This is a genomic window from Tepidibacillus sp. HK-1, assembly GCF_001748485.2.
GTDB classification, from domain to species: domain Bacteria; phylum Bacillota; class Bacilli; order Tepidibacillales; family Tepidibacillaceae; genus Tepidibacillus_B; species Tepidibacillus_B infernus.
On record NZ_BDGM02000002.1, the window covers coordinates 159,079 to 175,667 of the forward strand.

16 protein-coding genes are annotated in these 16,589 nt (G+C 35.0%); 13 read left to right on the forward strand and 3 right to left on the reverse strand.

Annotated elements, in window-relative coordinates:
• Positions 1 to 118 precede the first annotated feature (118 nt).
• From BEN26_RS01750 to BEN26_RS01785, 8 genes are all read left to right on the forward strand, one after another.
• Positions 119 to 2,146 carry a proton-conducting transporter transmembrane domain-containing protein gene (locus tag BEN26_RS01750; RefSeq protein WP_069800476.1) on the forward strand — a complete coding sequence of 676 codons (2,028 nt, stop codon included), beginning with the start codon at positions 119 to 121 and terminating at the stop codon, positions 2,144 to 2,146.
• 13 nt (positions 2,147 to 2,159) lie between these two features.
• Positions 2,160 to 3,104: a respiratory chain complex I subunit 1 family protein gene (locus tag BEN26_RS01755; protein ID WP_069800474.1), complete on the forward strand. Its 945-nt coding sequence runs from the start codon at positions 2,160 to 2,162 to the stop codon at positions 3,102 to 3,104.
• Between the two features lie 15 nt (positions 3,105 to 3,119).
• Positions 3,120 to 3,755: a hypothetical protein gene (locus BEN26_RS01760; protein ID WP_068725519.1), complete on the forward strand. Its 636-nt coding sequence runs from the start codon at positions 3,120 to 3,122 to the stop codon at positions 3,753 to 3,755.
• Positions 3,756 to 3,760: 5 nt separating this feature from the next.
• Complete coding sequence (locus BEN26_RS01765; RefSeq protein WP_069800472.1) at positions 3,761 to 5,242, forward strand: hydrogenase 4 subunit F; 1,482 nt, start codon at positions 3,761 to 3,763, stop codon at positions 5,240 to 5,242.
• On the forward strand, positions 5,239 to 6,813 hold the full coding sequence (locus tag BEN26_RS01770) for a hydrogenase large subunit (RefSeq protein WP_084818873.1): 1,575 nt from the start codon (positions 5,239 to 5,241) through the stop codon (positions 6,811 to 6,813). The genes BEN26_RS01765 and BEN26_RS01770 overlap by 4 nt, the downstream gene beginning before the upstream one ends.
• Positions 6,814 to 6,829: 16 nt before the next feature.
• Positions 6,830 to 7,309 (forward strand): NADH-quinone oxidoreductase subunit B family protein, encoded by a 480-nt coding sequence (locus BEN26_RS01775; RefSeq protein ID WP_069800467.1) that lies wholly within the window; start codon positions 6,830 to 6,832, stop codon positions 7,307 to 7,309.
• Between the two features lie 52 nt (positions 7,310 to 7,361).
• Positions 7,362 to 7,688, forward strand: a complete 327-nt coding sequence (locus BEN26_RS01780) for an ArsR/SmtB family transcription factor (RefSeq protein WP_069800466.1) — start codon at positions 7,362 to 7,364, stop codon at positions 7,686 to 7,688.
• A gap of 179 nt (positions 7,689 to 7,867) precedes the next feature.
• Positions 7,868 to 9,160: a Na+/H+ antiporter family protein gene (locus tag BEN26_RS01785; RefSeq protein ID WP_069800464.1), complete on the forward strand. Its 1,293-nt coding sequence runs from the start codon at positions 7,868 to 7,870 to the stop codon at positions 9,158 to 9,160.
• A gap of 99 nt (positions 9,161 to 9,259) precedes the next feature.
• Here the strand turns inward: BEN26_RS01785 and BEN26_RS01790 are convergent, their stop codons facing one another.
• Together BEN26_RS01790 and BEN26_RS01795 are read right to left on the reverse strand one after the other, a co-directional pair.
• Complete coding sequence (locus BEN26_RS01790; RefSeq protein ID WP_069800462.1) at positions 9,260 to 9,820, reverse strand: isoprenylcysteine carboxyl methyltransferase family protein; 561 nt, start codon at positions 9,818 to 9,820, stop codon at positions 9,260 to 9,262.
• A gap of 14 nt (positions 9,821 to 9,834) precedes the next feature.
• Complete coding sequence (locus BEN26_RS01795) at positions 9,835 to 10,902, reverse strand: type III polyketide synthase (RefSeq protein WP_069800460.1); 1,068 nt, start codon at positions 10,900 to 10,902, stop codon at positions 9,835 to 9,837.
• A gap of 161 nt (positions 10,903 to 11,063) precedes the next feature.
• Between BEN26_RS01795 and BEN26_RS01800 the strand changes: the two genes are divergently transcribed.
• Both BEN26_RS01800 and BEN26_RS01805 read left to right on the forward strand, forming a co-directional pair.
• Positions 11,064 to 11,342 carry a hypothetical protein gene (locus tag BEN26_RS01800; protein ID WP_255421833.1) on the forward strand — a complete coding sequence of 93 codons (279 nt, stop codon included), beginning with the start codon at positions 11,064 to 11,066 and terminating at the stop codon, positions 11,340 to 11,342.
• A gap of 130 nt (positions 11,343 to 11,472) precedes the next feature.
• Positions 11,473 to 13,158, forward strand: coding sequence for a glycoside hydrolase family 13 protein (locus BEN26_RS01805; RefSeq protein ID WP_069800458.1), 1,686 nt, complete (start codon positions 11,473 to 11,475; stop codon positions 13,156 to 13,158).
• Between the two features lie 50 nt (positions 13,159 to 13,208).
• Here the strand turns inward: BEN26_RS01805 and BEN26_RS01810 are convergent, their stop codons facing one another.
• Positions 13,209 to 14,783 carry a hypothetical protein gene (locus BEN26_RS01810; protein ID WP_069800456.1) on the reverse strand — a complete coding sequence of 525 codons (1,575 nt, stop codon included), beginning with the start codon at positions 14,781 to 14,783 and terminating at the stop codon, positions 13,209 to 13,211.
• A gap of 205 nt (positions 14,784 to 14,988) precedes the next feature.
• Here BEN26_RS01810 and BEN26_RS01815 point away from each other — a divergent pair, with 205 nt between their 5' ends.
• The 3 genes from BEN26_RS01815 (at position 14,989) to BEN26_RS01825 (ending at position 16,314) form a co-directional block, all read left to right on the forward strand.
• Positions 14,989 to 15,381 carry a hypothetical protein gene (locus tag BEN26_RS01815; RefSeq protein ID WP_069800454.1) on the forward strand — a complete coding sequence of 131 codons (393 nt, stop codon included), beginning with the start codon at positions 14,989 to 14,991 and terminating at the stop codon, positions 15,379 to 15,381.
• 110 nt (positions 15,382 to 15,491) lie between these two features.
• Entirely contained in the window at positions 15,492 to 15,947 is a 456-nt protein-coding gene (locus BEN26_RS01820) for a CBS domain-containing protein (protein WP_161937318.1), read from the forward strand.
• A gap of 79 nt (positions 15,948 to 16,026) precedes the next feature.
• On the forward strand, positions 16,027 to 16,314 hold the full coding sequence (locus tag BEN26_RS01825) for a magnetosome magnetite crystal formation protein family (protein ID WP_068725499.1): 288 nt from the start codon (positions 16,027 to 16,029) through the stop codon (positions 16,312 to 16,314).
• Positions 16,315 to 16,589: the final 275 nt, after the last annotated feature.

Below are 16,589 nucleotides of genomic sequence, written 5' to 3' on the forward strand. Positions count from 1 at the left end.
TTTATACAAATTTTTTAAAAAAAATGATTGCAAAGAGATAATGTCAAACTTAAAATATATCTATATTACTATATATTAAAATTCATATATTTTAATATACTTCATTGGGGGAGAAAAAATGAGTTTGTCAATGTTTGGTGAGGATTTATTATTATTAGCCTTTACCTTCCTTTTTCTTGGTAGTGTAGGGGTTATTTTTTGGAGCAAAAAACAACAATTTGCAAGATGGATCACTCTTTTTACTGGTGGTTTAGGCAGTTTATTTGCATTATTAAGTTCGTTGTGGGTTTTAACGACACAACGTTCAATTTACATAGAAGGTTGGAACATTACTCCGAACCTTAACATGCTCATTCGCATGGATCAGTTATCGGCTATTTTCGTTTTGGTCATTTCACTTATTAGTTTTGTTTCCTTTATCTATGGATTTGGATATACACAAAAATTTATAGGTAAAAAAAGATTGGATTTTATGGGGGCATTGGCAAATAGTTTTGTTTTGATGATGATTGCCGTTGTTACTGCTGATCATTTTATTACTTTTTTAATTGCATGGGAAAGCATGTCGATTTTATCCTATCTACTCGTTGTGACTGAATATGAGTATACCCCTGTTCAAAGGGCAGGTTACGTTTATTTGGTCATGACCCATATTGGGACATTCTTTATTATTCTAGGGTTCTTCTATTTATATCGTTGGACTGGAACTCAACAGATTTCTTTGCTTTATGAACAAGCAAAACAGATCTCGGACTTTTATAAAAATCTGTTATTTTTCCTTTTTATTATTGGTTTTGGAACAAAAGCAGGTATTTTTCCTTTACATGTTTGGCTACCAAGAGCGCATCCAATCGCTCCCTCCCATATCTCAGCCTTGATGTCAGGAATTATGATAAAAACAGCATTATATGGAATTTTGCGCTTTCTTATTCAAGATTTTTCATTTGGAGAGACCTGGTGGGCATGGGTAATAATCATTTTAGGCATCTTATCGGCCATTTATGGAGTTTTATTCGGTGTTGTAGAAAAAGACATCAAACGCTATTTGGCTTATAGCTCTTCTGAAAATATGGGATTAATGTGGATGATACTTGGTGTTTCTATGCTTTTGATTCAGCAGCAAGAATGGGTGTGGGGAATTTTTGCCTTTACAGCGTTACTATTTCATTTACTGAACCATGCTGTTTTTAAGAGTTTATTATTTTTAGGTGCTGGATCAATTGATTATTCCATACATACAAAAAATATGAACCATATGGGTGGCCTCATTCATCGAATGCCTTGGACAAGTATTATGGTTTTAATTGGAGTTATGGGAATGGCTGCAATACCTCCATTTAACGGATTTATCAGTGAATGGATGATGTTGAAAAGCTTCATATATTTGATGTCGAATTCTCAAACTCTTTATGCCTTGGTGGGACTAGTACTTTTAGCGGTTTTAGGGATGGTAGGGGCTTTAACCGTTGCAGGAGTCGTTAATCTATTTGGTCTTTCATTTTTGGGACGCCCCCGTTCTTCACATGCAAATGAAGCACAAGAGGTACCTTTATCAATGAGATGGGCAATGGGCATCTTGGCTAGTTTGATTCTTATATTGGGGCTTGGCTCAAAGTGGATAGGTCAGTGGTTATTTCTTCATGCTCAAAGTTTAATTTTTAATGGTTCTATTATTAGGTCAAAACTGCCTGTTTTAACGCTTAAGGATACAGCACATTCATTTACGATTCAACCTTTGTCTCTTGGTGTTTTGCTATTGATTGGGTTGTTATTGGGATATGGATTGATTCATTTCTTCTTTCATCGTCCAACGGTAAGAATCAGTCCTACTTGGGGATGTGGCATTCAACTTGATGAGAAAATGGAATATACTGCATCTTCCTTTACGCATCCATTTCTACATATTTTTAAAAAGGTAATCCCTTCTAGTCAAATGGTTCAGCAGGGTAGAGAGGGATATTTTCCTCATCACGTTCATTATAAGCTCCTTGTAAAACAAATGCTTGATGTGATGATTTATCGACCTATTTTACAAGGATTATTATGGCTAGCTTCTAAGATCAAAAAGATACAGAATGGAAACATTCAAACCTATTTAACATTTATGTTTGTCACACTGATCTTGTTTTTATTATTCGTGAAATAGGAGGCGAACTAAAATGAACTTATTCGCTGAATTTGTATGGATATTTATCCAATTTGCTCTATTTTTAATCGTTTCGCCTTTTATCCAAGGGATCATTAAAAAAACGAAAGCAAGGCTACAATCTAGAAAAGGGCCATCGATTTGGCAAGGATACTATGATTTAAAGAAGTATTTTCATAAATCTATCGTATTATCTGAGGATGCATCTTGGATCACGAAGATTACACCCTATGTCGTTTTTACTGCTATTGGGTTGAGTTCGATTTTGGTCGTTACTTTTTTCTATTCTCCTACCCGTGGGAAAATTGGTGATATTTTGGTGATCATCTATCTATTTACATTGGCACGCTTTTTCTTAACATTGGTAGGATTGGATGCAGGGAGCTCTTTTGGTGGAATGGGTTCTAGCAGAGAATTAGCAGTTTCAGCATTAGCTGAACCAGCCTTCATTTTAGCTGTTTTTACTTATGTCTATCCGCTTAAAGTTACTTCTTTTGACGAAGTGGTACGACAATTAAACAGTTCAAACATCGAATGGTTAAATCCTACGATTCTCTTTTCATTTTTAGCGTTATTCATCATTCTGCTTACGGAAACAGGTAGGATCCCTGTAGATAATCCGGATACTCATTTAGAGTTAACGATGATTCACGAAGGGATGTTATTAGAGTTTACAGGTAGACACTTGGCACTGATGACTTGGGCACAATGGATCAAACAAATGATTTTATTAAGTATCATTGCTAGTTTCTTCTTTCCATATATTTCATTCAACTACACTTTTCTAGGAATCTTTACTAGTTTCATCATTTATTTTGCCAAAATAATAGGACTTGCTATTCTTCTTGGTGTGGTAGAAACAGCTTTAGCAAAAATGCGCTTTTATCGAATTCCGCGTTTATTGGGGATGTCTATGATTCTTTCTATTTTTGCCTTCTTATCACAGTATGTTATTTAACGAGGTGAGAAACACATGATTACATGGTTATCATTGGGGTTATTAACGAGTACGCTACTGTTATTGGTTATACGCCAATTACATTCAGCTGTATGGTTTCTCGCAATGCAATCTTTATTTATCGCAGGTATAGTCTTTCAAATTGGAATAGAAGATAAAGATTTCCATTTATTTTGGGTTGCTTTATTAACGATAGTGATCAAAGTGGTTGTTATTCCATTTATCTTATCTATTACGGTTTCCAAAGCAAACAATAATAGCAATGCCTGTAGTCGGTTAAGGAGTTTTTATTCTTTTGTTATCGGTATTGCCTTATTAATGGTAGGATCTATTGTGGTTCACCGAATGAATATTCAACAAGATCATTCAAGTTTTGAAACGATTCAATTAGCGATCGATATGTTGTTCTTCGGTGCATATATGATGGTGATCCACCAAAATGCGATGATGCAAGGAATTGGGCTGATGACGATTGAAAATGCCATTTTTCTTAGTTCTATCGCTATAACGAATGGAATTCCTTTTATGATCGAATTAGGCATTTTTTTTGATGTTCTCGTTTCAGTAGTCATTATTGGCATATTTTCCTATCGGATTCACCTCACCTTTTCTAGTATGAATGTTGAGGAACTGCAGAAATTGAAGGGATGATCAACATGTTTTGGGTTTATCTCGTTTTATTACTACCGTTAATAATAGGGATTTTTTCATGGATATCTCCAAATTTAAAGGGAACAGAAAGAATCCATTTTTGGGGTTCGATCCTATTCTTTTTTGTTGGGATACGAATCATCTATCAAGTCTATCAAAAGGGACCTATGATTAGTCAAAACCAATATTTTTATGTGGATGAATTAAGCTCTTGGATTATGATGATGATTGTTGTCATTGGTTTTTTATCTTCCATCTATTCAATAGGCTATATACGTGAGGAGCAAGAAAGACACTCCTTAAATGAAAAACAATATCAAAGGTACTATTTATTTTTTCATTTATTTTTGATGACAATGGTTTTGGCTGTGGTAAGTAATAATTTAGGGATTATGTGGGTGGCAATTGAATTAACAACCCTTGTTTCTGCGTTACTTGTCGCACATGATCGTTCAGGAACATCGTTAGAAGCAGCTTGGAAATACTTAATCATTGGCAGTGTAGGGATTTCCTTTGCTCTGATTGGGGTTATTTTCCTATATGGTGCTGCAGTCAATCAATTAGGTGGAACCGCTAGTGCGCTTCACTGGACTAATTTATATGAAATGGCCAATATCTTAAATCCAAATTATTTAAAATATGCCTTTTTATTTATATTGATTGGTTTTGGTACCAAAGCTGGACTGGCACCTATGCATTTTTGGTTACCTGATGCACATAGTCAGGCTCCAACGCCGATCAGTGCTTTATTATCAGGGGTATTACTCAATACAGCGATTTTTGGCGTATTGCGAGTCTATTCTATTCTTTATCAAGTTTATCATCCTGTTCAATGGTGGTTAATCCTTTTTGGGGTGTTTACTGTTGTTATTTCAGTTCCTTTTCTTTTAATCCAAAAAGATATAAAACGATTACTTGCTTATTCTAGTGTTGAACATATTGGAATTATTTTCTTTGGGTTAGGGATAGCAACACCATTTGCTTGGTATGGTGCAATTCTACATATGTTAAATCATACGTTGATCAAGTCGATGTTATTTTTCTCAGCAGGACATATGGTAGTAAGATATCGTAGCAAATGGATGAATAGAATCAGAGGGGTTTATCACAACTTGCCTATTTCAGGAGTTCTATTTTTAATTGGTATCTTTGCAATTACTGGTTCTCCACCATTTAATGCATTTATTAGTGAATATCATATTTTACTAGGAGGAATTGACTCTGGTTTAGCTCTTTGGACCATTATCGTCTTTTTTAGCATTATCCTAATCTTTGCAGGTATGTTTTATTATGGCAGTCAAATAATCTTAGGTAAAAATCAAGAAGAAAACCTGAATAAACAGATAAGGGAAGAAAATAGATGGATGGTTTATCCTATGCTCATTCTTGGATTTTTAGTTATTTTATTTGGAACTTATATTCCAGCACCTATTGATCAATTTATTCAACGTACGATTAGAATTCTACAAGGGGGAGGATTATCATGATTGATTGGTTAGCAGAATTATCTTCCTATTGGTCAAAGGCAAAGCAAGGAAATGAAATAAGAGAACATTGTTATTATATTGAAATCACCGAATCGGATTTAATCGAAATTGTCAAGGTGATTAAAGAAAATCTATTTGGCCGCTTAATCACCATTGTAGGAACAGATCAACGTTTACGAGATAAAGGTTTTATGATTTATTATGTTTTTGGTATAGACGCAGTACAGGAACATCTTGTTCTAGCTTATCGGGTTGATGAAAAAGAAGAACATTTTCCATCGATTACACCTTATCTTCCTGCAGCAAATTGGTTTGAAAGGGAAATTCAAGATTTATTTGGACTAAAAGCAATAGGTCATCCGAATCCAAGCCCACTTGTACTGCATGGTTTCGATTTAAAAAAAGGCTATCCGTTACGAAAGGATATAGCAAAAGATGCAGCCATCACCTATGCAAATCTTCCGCTACAGTTTACTAAATATGAGAGTGATGATGTTGTTCAAGTTCCTGTAGGCCCTATTCATGCAGGCGTTATTGAACCAGGACATTTTCGTTTTGGGGCGATTGGAGATTCAGTGCTTCACTTGGATGCACAATTATTTTACACCCATCGTGGGATAGAAAAGACGAGTGAAGGATTATCTGTTGAAGAAGCATTACAATTAGCAGAAAGAATTTGTGGAGTAGATGTCATTTCTCATGCAATCTCATTCTCACAAGCAATCGAAAAAATAGGGAAGATTGAAATTCCAAAACGTGCTCAATACTTACGAAGTATTTATCTTGAGTTAGAACGTTTATATAATCATGTAGGTGATGTAGGGAATTTAGGGGCTGGTGTTGGTTTTGCTTTTGCAGTTAGCCAGGGATTAAGAATAAAGGAAGAGCTATTACGTTTAAATGAAAGGTATTTAGGCCATCGTTATCTAAGAGATTTGATTACTATTGGTGGAGTGAAAAAGGATATTTCAAATCAAGCATTGGAACAGATGGTTCATGAGATAGGTTTTCTTTTACAAGACTTTAGAGAAATGGCCGATGTGATGATGAAACATGAAATCGTCCTTAATCGAATGAAGAATACGGGAATTTTACGATTGAAAGAGGCGAATGATTTAGAAACAGTAGGAATTGCTGCAAGAGCCTCAGGAAGAAACCTTGATGTACGCAGAGATTACCCGCATGACATGTATAAGGACATCGATTTTAACGTTCCTATTTATAATGAGGGGGATGTCTTTGCTAGAGCAATGATTAGAGTGGATGAAATCAAAGAAAGCTTTTCTTTAATTAAGCAATGGGTGAAATCTATCCCCGAAGGAGAGATCCAAATAGCGTATGGGGAATTGCCTTCTTACCAATGGGCTATAGGAGTAACTGAATCAGCAAGAGGTGAAAATGTTCACTGGGTTATGGTTGGACCTAACCAAACTATTGAACGTTATCGGATTCGTTCAGCTCCTTATATGAATTGGCCAGCCGTACCTTTAACAGTACCAGGCAATATTATTCCAGATTTCCCACTCATTAATAAAAGTTTTGAGCTTTGTTATGCATGTTGTGACCGTTAAAGAAGGGAGTGATAAAATGGGAATGTTCAAAAAGATTTGGAAAACGGGAAAAGTAACAGAAACAGATGAACATCTTCAGAAGATAAGTCAAGGAGAAAAGCTATCCCTTCATTTACGCCATTTAGATGCTGGTTCTTGTAACGGTTGTGATTTCGAAATTGCACACTTAAGCAATCCGATCTATGATATTCAACAATATGGGTTAGATATTGTCGCTTCACCTAGACATGCGGATGGAGTATTGATCACAGGAAGTGTAACACATAACCTTTATGAAGCGATCAAAAAAACCTATGAAGCAGTTCCTGAGCCTAAAAAAGTAATCGCTGTAGGGGATTGTGCTTGTGGAAAAGGAATAATCGGCAGTAATTATGCTCAATATTCATCTGTAAATGAAGTTCTACCAGTAGATATCGAAATACCAGGTTGTCCTCCGTCACCTAAAAAGATTATTGATACGATTGTAAGAGAAATGTCAAAAAAATCTAAAGTATGATAAAGTAAGGAAAGAAAAGAAAAGCTTGTTTGTGATGTTAGGAGGGAACTTTTTGGATTTAGAATTACAAGAGTTTAAAGCGGAATTTTTTAAAGCTTTAGCACATCCATTAAGAATCCAAATACTAGAATTGCTTCGTGATGGTGATAAATATGTCCATGAACTACAAGAACATATGCAGGTGGATAGTGCCGTAGTATCCCAGCAATTAGCTGTATTGAGAAGGAAGAATATTGTAATTGGTATCAAAGAAGGAAATAAAGTTACGTATTCGGTTAAAGACCCTGCCATCTATGAATTGTTAGAGGTAGCCAAAAAAGTATTTAACAATCATCTTGTTGATACGATCTCTTTATTAAAAAAAATGAAAAATAGCTAATCATTAAATGAAAATTTAGAGAAAAGGGAGGCTTGACTGACAAACCTCTCTTTTTCTATTCAAAAAAATTGGTTGACGAATGTCGAAAAACATTTTAATATATAAAAGCCCGTTTTTGCTTGCTTTAGTTTGGCAAATTGGTAATAAATTAAAGATAAAATAAAATGAGGAGGATATGAATGAACGCAGTCGTTGTTTCCGTATTAGTCATGTTAGGGCTTAGTTTACTAAGAGTAAACGTGATTTTGGCCCTTATAATTGCAGCTTTTACTGGAGGATTGCTAGGTGGCCTTGGTTGGCAAGGGACATTAGATACATTTATTGGTGCGATTGGTTCAAATGCTGAAATTGCTTTAAGCTATGCATTACTTGGTGCTTTGGCAGTGGCAATCGCCTATACAGGATTAATGCAATTATTTGTTCAATCTTTATCTAGAGTGTTAAAAGGGGCAAGGGGATTTCTTTTGGTCGTCATAGCGGTGATCTCTTCTTTTTCACAAAACTTAATACCTGTGCATATCGCTTTTATTCCGATTTTGATCCCCCCTTTATTAGCATTGTTCAATCGATTAAAAATTGACCGTCGTGCTGTTGCAGTTGCTTTGACATTTGGTTTGCAAGCACCTTACATGCTTATTCCAGCAGGATTTGGCTTAGTCTTTCATAAGATTGTTCAAGAAAATGTGGAGAAGTACGGACTAAGTATTGAACTTAACCAGTTACCATTTGCTATGCTACTTCCAACGTTAGGAATGGTTGTTGGACTATTTGTTGCAATTTTTATTACCTATCGTAAACCTAGAGAATATCAGGAGATCGAGATTGATCAAACCAAACATCAAGAAAAGATTCGTTTTAACTTTAAACATTTAGCTGCTATTATTGCTATTCTTATTGCTCTTGTTGTGCAGTTGCAAACAGAATCAATGGTTCTTGGTGGATTATCTGGATTAGTAGTGATGTATGTTCTTGGCGCGATAAAAATAAAAGAATCTGACGAGTTATTCACAAATGGTGTAAAGATGATGGCCTTTATTGGATTTATCATGTTGGTCGCTGGCGGATATGCTGAAGTGATCAATGCTACTGGTCAAGTTGAAAGCCTTGTAAAAGCAAGTGTAGATTTAATTGGCCAAAATAAATTACTAGGTTCCTTTATGATGCTTCTAGTTGGTTTACTTGTGACAATGGGAATTGGCACCTCTTTTGGAACAGTTCCTATCTTAGCTCCTATTTATGTACCTTTAGCAGCGGCATTAGGTTTTAGTCCATTGGCTACCGTTGCTATCATTGGAACAGCAGGAGCATTAGGGGATGCGGGTTCACCTGCGTCTGACTCCACATTAGGTCCTTCTTCCGGTTTAAATGCTGATGGCCAGCATAATCATATTTGGGATACAACGGTTCCAACGTTTATCCACTTTAACATTCCGATTATCGTCTTTGGTTGGATTGCTGCAATGATTTTATAAAGTTGATATAGTGATGAGTAAAGCAGGGGATTAAACTCCTGCTTTTTTTTTAAAAAAAGAAAGTATAACTTTCTTTCATTTGCCATATACAAACCTATTTTACTGATTATTTTTTTGTGGAAAAAATCGAGGGATGGTTTCCATCTCTTCTTTATATGAAGTACAGGTGGAAAGTGCCTTTTCTTCCACTTTAATTCGTATAGTTAATAGTAAGGTATTTAAAATAGGAAACAGGATAGCGGAGTAATAAGCTCCAAAGATAAGTGGAATCGTAATTATCTCTACCATTACGATCAAATAATTAGGATGTCTGATAAATTGATATGGACCTTTATGGATAGGTTTGCTGTTGGGAAGAATATAGATTCTTGTGTTCCAAAAACGCCCTAAGGAAGCCATCGTCCAAAACCTCATCCCTTGAGCCAATATAAAAATCGTGAAAGGAATTGGCCACCACGTAGGAAGGAAAGTAAGATCCGAGCTCTCAATATAGACACTTAATAAAAAAGTAATGTGTAGCATGACGATAAATGGGTAGTGTTTTTGCCCTACTTCGAACCCACCAAGCGATTCTATATAGACAGCGTTTTTCTTTGCAATATACAATTCAAAAATGCGTTGTAGGATGACAAAAGTAAGAAAAAGAGATAAAAAGGTCATTAGAAATCACTCCTTTATTTCATCCATTCTAATAGAATGATTTCGGAACTAAATCCGGGACCCAAGGCAATTAAGATACCATGCCCATTCTTAGGTGGATGACTTTTAAGCAACGCTTGTAAAACAAAAAGCACGGTTGGACTAGACATATTGCCATATTGGTTTAATATCTGTCTAGTGATCATCGTTTCTTGCTCAGTAATCTGAAAGGCATTTTCATAGGCCTCAATTATTTTGGTTCCACCAGGATGCAAAATAAAAAACTGAAGATCAGATAGAGTTAAATGGTGGTTTAATAAGAATTGATCCACATTTGGCTTCAATTCGTTTTGTACGATGCTTGGAATATCCTTTGAAAAAATCACCTTAAGTCCATTATTTCTTACATCCCATCCCATTACATCTAAACTATTTTTCCAGATCGTACTTTGTGAGTCAATCATTTTCAATCCTGCGTCTGTTTGTAAAACCTGATCACCTACAATTAATACCGCAGCAGCACCATCCCCAAATAATGAAGTGGCCACTAAGTTACTCTTTGAAAGATCGTTTCGTAAAAAAGCGAGTTCACCAATCTCTAGGGAAACGACTAAAACTTTATCATTAGGAAAAGCTCTGGAATATTCCATTGCTCTTGATAGACCTGCAGCCCCCCCTGCACAACCCAATCCCCAAATGGGTGTTCGTTTGATATGAGGATTAAAATGAATGTCTGGATCATTAAACAAATAGGCATCGATACTTGGTGTAGATAGTCCAGTGCTAGAAATAAATAGAATGTGATCGATATCTTCAGTAGCAAAAGGGGTGTTCTTTAGACAGTGAAAAATAGCTTGTTTAGATAACTCAATCGCATTTTTTACATAAATCATGTTTTTTTCTTCAAATGTGTGTTCTACTTCAAACCATTCGATGGGTACACAAAAGTGTCGCTTTGTAATCTGAGTATGGTCAAAGATGCGTAATAATCGATCTATATCTTTAAAATGGTCTTTAAATAATATTTTGGAAAAATTCTTAGCTGTTTCTTGGCTAATTTCGTAAGGGGGGACGGCTGTTCCAACAGAAATTATATATGACACATCATCATCTCCAAAACCTATTTTCCTAATTATTCCCAAAAAATAAAAAGATATGTAAGGCTATAAACCAGAATTTAACTCGTATGGCGAAAAGAAAAAAGCGCAAAATGAAAAAGTAAGCGATTGGCTTACATCACAAAATTTTTAGGAGGGGTTTATTAGTGACTCAACAACAGCAACAACAATTGCAACAAGCCATGAAAGCAGTTCAACAGGCTCAACAAGCGGTTCAACAAGCAACAAGTCAAAACAATCCTGCTCAGTTGCAGCAAGCTCAGCAGCAATTACAACAGGCAACTCAACAGGTTCAGTCTGCTGTAGGGAGCATGGCGGGTCAAAATCAACAACAGTTGCAACAGGCCCAACAACAATTACAACAAGCGACACAACAATTACAGCAGGCTACCCAATCTGTTCAACAGAGCCAAAACCAAGCCTAAAAATTTTAATTCCTCGCAAAGGCATCCTAAAATGGGTGCCTTTTTTATTATGCAAACGTTAACATTTATCATAAAAACATGATAGAATAGAAAAAGTAGACAAAACCAATCAAGTTTGAGGAGGATACAAATGGAAAGAAAGTGGTGGAAAGAAAGCGTTATTTATCAGATCTATCCACGTAGTTTCATGGATAGCAATGGAGATGGAATTGGTGACTTACAAGGAATCATTTCCAAACTAGATTATCTAAAAGAGCTGGGAGTAGATGTGATTTGGCTTTCTCCTGTTTATCAATCACCAAATGACGATAACGGTTACGATATTAGCAATTATCAAGAGATTATGGATGAGTTTGGTACCATGGAGGATTGGGAACAACTTCTCGATGGCTTACATTCCCGAGAAATGAAGTTGATTATGGATCTTGTTGTTAACCATACATCTGATGAACATCCTTGGTTTATTGAATCTAGGTCTTCTAAAGATAATCCTTATCGTGATTATTATATTTGGCGTTCAGGTAAAAATGGTAAAGAACCAAACAACTGGGAATCCGCGTTTAGTGGATCTGCTTGGCAATATGATGAGAAAACAGATGAATATTACTTACATCTTTTTTCTAAGAAACAGCCAGACCTCAACTGGGAAAATCCAAAAGTTCGTCAAGAAGTATATGAAATGATGACCTGGTGGTTAGATAAAGGAATTGATGGCTTCCGTATGGATGTGATTAACTTTATCTCAAAGGTTGAAGATCTACCTAGTGCACCGATTCAAAATCCAAACAAACTTTACCAATCGGGTGGACAATTTTTCGCTAATGGTCCAAGAATCCATGAATTTTTACAAGAAATGAATCGAGAAGTATTATCCAAATACGATATTATGACGGTTGGAGAGACGCCAGGTGTTACTCCGCAAGATGCTGTCCTTTATACAGGAGAAGACCGTCATGAACTTAATATGGTCTTTCAATTTGAGCTAATGGATGTAGATAGTGGCCCAAATGAGAAATGGGACTTAAAGCCTTGGAAATTGACAGAGATCAAGCGTATCATGTCCAAATGGCAAAATGAACTAAACGGAAAAGGCTGGAACAGTCTATACATGAACAACCATGACCAACCGAGAATGGTCTCCCGTTTTGGCGATGATACGACATATCGCATACCATCTGCTAAAATGTTAGCCACCTTTTTACATACTTTACAAGGAACCCCCTATATTTATCAAGGGGAAGAAATCGGGATGACCAACGTTCGTTTTGACACGATTGATGACTATCGAGACATTGAAACCTTAAACATGTATAAAGAGTATGTAAATGAACGTCACATCGATCCACAAAAAGTCATGGAGAGTATCTATGTAAAAGGTAGAGACAATGCAAGAACACCAATGCAATGGGATGAGAGTGAACATGCAGGCTTTACAACGGGAACGCCGTGGATTGCTGTCAACCCAAACTACAAAGAGATTAACGCTAAAAAAGCATTAGAGGATCCAGATTCTATTTTTCAGTACTACAAAAAGTTAATTCAATTAAGGAAAGAACATCCTATTATCGTTTATGGAGATTATAAGCTTCTGCTAGAGGATGATGAAAAAATCTATGCTTATACGAGAAGCTTTGGTAAGCAAAAGCTGTTAGTGATTCTGAACTTCAGTAAAGATCAGGTTCCATTCCATTTGCCAGAAGAAGTTCAATTTAACAGCAAAGAATTACTTATCAGCAACTATTCAGTAAATGAAGCTCAAGAGATCAAACAGTTTTCGTTACAACCCTATGAAGCAAGGGTATATTTAGTAAGTTAAGTTAATCAACAATAAAGAGGCACCTCTATAAAGAGGTGCTATATTTTTTGCTAAATAATATATGGCCCTAAGAGGATAATAATCAACCATAGATTGATACCAATATAGTAGGAAATTTCTTGTAACCCAGACCATTCTTTGTTTTTACCTATTTTTACAGCAAACCATGTAAACAATGCTAAAAGAAGTGGGATGATGAAAGAGCTTCCTGTGAAGGTTAAATAGTTTGGTGCATACGTATAAAAGGATGAGTTAAAGATCTTTTGGATAAACAATAGTTGTGTTCCTAAATACAATAAAATACTTGTTAATTTAACCCAGCTCACACCTTTTTCTACAAGATTAAAATTGTAGAAGAGTAAGACGACGAGAAAGATAGTAGGTGGAACAACCCATAGCATACCATTAAATATTACGAGTAAAGAGACTGCGAAAGCTAATAATGAATCAGATAACGCATTGATCCAGTCATTTGTATTTAATTTTTGACTCTCTTGTAAGATAGTTGGGTCTGTTGTCGTTCCCATCAGTTCATACTTGTTTTTTGTAAGATAGTCTAACCACAAAATTAAACCATCATCAATCCAAAAGGGTTGAACAGATAGTTCAGAAGTCGTACTTCTTTTATTTGTTAACCATTGTTTATTTTCATACTTTGCTTCATAAATATTTACGGCACTTTTCTTTGGGGCGATCAACCCTTCAGCTGAAAATAAAAGAACAGGTTGATTTTCTTTTAAGGATAGATTAAGATACTGCGGATTCTCTATAGGAATTTGGCTTAATTCTTCTTTAATTTTGACCTGTTCAAACTGTGGCTTTTCTGCAATTGCATCTAGTAACATTGTTGTATAGAATGCCCTATAAGTAGTAACACCTTGTTTTGTACTTGAGATCGAGTAAATAAAATGAAGTTTATTTTCTTGCTGATTATATACATATTGAATATCCGCAATTGATTCCCCAGCATACTCAGATAAAGAAAACAAAGAAATGATCTCGTAACCCTTTTTCTGCTTGGAAGGATTAAATAGTTCTAATTGCAAATCATTGGCATTGATATTTTCTATGGTAATGAAAGAAGAATCTTCGTTTAAAATAATCGATTCAATCTTGTATTGAGTTTGGCCAACAGGAACAATAGAGAAGTCATTCCTATCCACCGAAAACAGTTGTTTTCCTTGCCAATATAAAATTAGATCCTGATTGGCTATCATTCCATCCACATCAGGTGCTAATACTTTTTCCTTTTCTCCGTTAATGTGTACTAATTTTCCCTCTTTGATATAAATGACGTTTTGTCTGTCTATCCAAAAGGGTTCTAAGGTTGGGATTTTAATAGGAATTGTTGATTGCTTGCTTACTTTCAGTCGATTATTGATTACAACATGATTGATATGTTCTCCAGTAGTGGCATAGATGTGATAGCCATCTGTTGTTTTAACCCAAAAAGGTTTTGCATTTGCTGTAGTAAGAGGTAAAGAAATAGAACGACTCCATCCATCACTTGGTAAAGCTTTTTCTTCTTGTAAGTTTTGTGCAAAAAGTAATAATAATAGTGCAATAGTTACCAAGATTGGTATAAACCAAGGCTTTAATTGTTTATGTTGTTTGTCTTTTGTCACGTTTCCCCAACTTCCTATCTAACGAATTTTCAGTCAATGTAAAAAATTCTACATTTCAAGTTAAAAATCCTTTTAAGATATTTTATCTAGAAAAGTATGATTTCCTCGATTATATAAACAATATAGACTTAATTTGATACACGTTTTGGAATCATGATAAAATAAAAAAGAAAAACAGGTATGTAGCATTGAAAGGTGAGAGAGGATGGAAAATAAAGAAAAATTAGCAGTTGACCTTTTTATCAAATATTCATCTAGAGATCTAGCTGTTTTTAAACAAGCTGTTGCAAAAGCCAAAATGATCATGATCCGAGATATTCATTTAAATGAGCGGTTCAAACCGCAAAAATATGCGAGGTATTTTTTAACGTTTAGAATTTTAAAGTTACCGGAACAAAAACCACTACCTCAATTTAATATTTTTCAACAAAGAATTGAACGCTTGCAAAATGCAGCTTTGTCGTTAGAATTATTAGAAATACAGCTACAAAATCTAGGCCAGATTCAAGAGGAATTATTTTGTTATTTGGAAATTGGCGGGTTGTATGTATTAGAAGAAGATCCCGCAGATCAAAAACCCTGGTATAGCTTATTCTGATTACTTTTGTGCGTTTCTTTCTCACTTCACCCATCTTTCATCCTCCTTTATTTTGCTCTTCATAATTTCTCGTAAAAAACATAAAATGTATGTAGATAGGGGAGATGATTATGCTACAACAAGTAAATCAATTTAGAGATGAAATCATGTCAAAAGAAATAGGGACATTGATTATCCCGAAAAAAAATGTAATTGTGATTCGTTCTAAATGGAATTTGGAACAGGCGCTGAATAAATTAATTGAATCAGGTTGGTCTTCTGTTCCTGTATTAAATGATCAAAACGAAGTAGAAGGGACTATAAGTAAAACGTTAATCTTAGAACACGCTAGATTAGAAAGAGTACCTTTTTACCATGATTTTCAAAGAAAATTAGTTCATGATTCAATGCAAAGTCACGTTCCTACTTTAAGTGAAGATACCCTTTTACGTTATGGAATTGAATTATTGGTTGATTGGCCATATTTGCCTATTGTTAACAAACAGAAGAAATTTAGTGGAATTCTTACTCGAAGATCCGTTTTGGATTATTTATTAAAAGTGTTTTATGAAGAAGTAAATGAGTAAGAGGAACCCTCCAAAAAAGTGTAACTTTTTAAATGTTTACACGTATTTATAATTAAGAAAAAGTATTAAGGGGGACTACATGAAGGATTATCGAATTTTTGCAGCTTTAAGTTATTTTAGTATCTTTTTTGCTGGATTTATTTTTCCGCTAGCCGTATATTTTATTGTTAAAGATGATGAAATCAAACATCATGCTAAGAGAGCATTGATTTCTCATATATTACCTTTTTTAACGTTTATCATTGTTGTCTTTGGCATGATAAGTGGTTCCACTGGTTCTGTGATTGGCTCAATGATTTTATTTATGATTTTAAACTTTTTTATTGTCATTTGGAATGTGATTCAAGGAATAAAAGTATTGATGTAATCTCTTTTTTTCATTAAAAAAAGTGGCAAATTTTAAAAATTTTCTATTGTACTTACAGAATATGTGAAATAAAACCTGACTTTTGCAGCAAAATCAAAGAAAAAACAGCCTTGAACCCGCATGAATGTTGGTTTCTTGGCTGTTTTTGTATGTCCAAGAGTTGTAGTGAAAATTACCCTTTTTTGACCTCTCCCAAAATTTTTTTTATTTCTCCAAGTGACATGTATTTCTTTCCGAATTCGATGTCTAATTCCTTACCGATGTCGGTCAGTATT

What these genes read in the sequence shown, in the direction of transcription:
- BEN26_RS01805 (WP_069800458.1), top strand. Translation starts at nt 11,473, where the DNA reads ATGGAAAGAAAGTGGTGGAAAGAAAGCGTTATTTATCAGATCTATCCA.
- BEN26_RS01755 (WP_069800474.1), top strand. Translation starts at nt 2,160, where the DNA reads ATGAACTTATTCGCTGAATTTGTATGGATATTTATCCAATTTGCTCTA.
- BEN26_RS01785 (WP_069800464.1), top strand. Translation starts at nt 7,868, where the DNA reads ATGAACGCAGTCGTTGTTTCCGTATTAGTCATGTTAGGGCTTAGTTTA.
- BEN26_RS01825 (WP_068725499.1), top strand. Translation starts at nt 16,027, where the DNA reads ATGAAGGATTATCGAATTTTTGCAGCTTTAAGTTATTTTAGTATCTTT.
- BEN26_RS01760 (WP_068725519.1), top strand. Translation starts at nt 3,120, where the DNA reads ATGATTACATGGTTATCATTGGGGTTATTAACGAGTACGCTACTGTTA.
- BEN26_RS01820 (WP_161937318.1), top strand. Translation starts at nt 15,492, where the DNA reads ATGCTACAACAAGTAAATCAATTTAGAGATGAAATCATGTCAAAAGAA.
- BEN26_RS01775 (WP_069800467.1), top strand. Translation starts at nt 6,830, where the DNA reads ATGGGAATGTTCAAAAAGATTTGGAAAACGGGAAAAGTAACAGAAACA.
- BEN26_RS01750 (WP_069800476.1), top strand. Translation starts at nt 119, where the DNA reads ATGAGTTTGTCAATGTTTGGTGAGGATTTATTATTATTAGCCTTTACC.
- BEN26_RS01815 (WP_069800454.1), top strand. Translation starts at nt 14,989, where the DNA reads ATGGAAAATAAAGAAAAATTAGCAGTTGACCTTTTTATCAAATATTCA.
- BEN26_RS01790 (WP_069800462.1), bottom strand. Translation starts at nt 9,820, where the DNA reads ATGACCTTTTTATCTCTTTTTCTTACTTTTGTCATCCTACAACGCATT.
- BEN26_RS01770 (WP_084818873.1), top strand. Translation starts at nt 5,239, where the DNA reads ATGATTGATTGGTTAGCAGAATTATCTTCCTATTGGTCAAAGGCAAAG.
- BEN26_RS01765 (WP_069800472.1), top strand. Translation starts at nt 3,761, where the DNA reads ATGTTTTGGGTTTATCTCGTTTTATTACTACCGTTAATAATAGGGATT.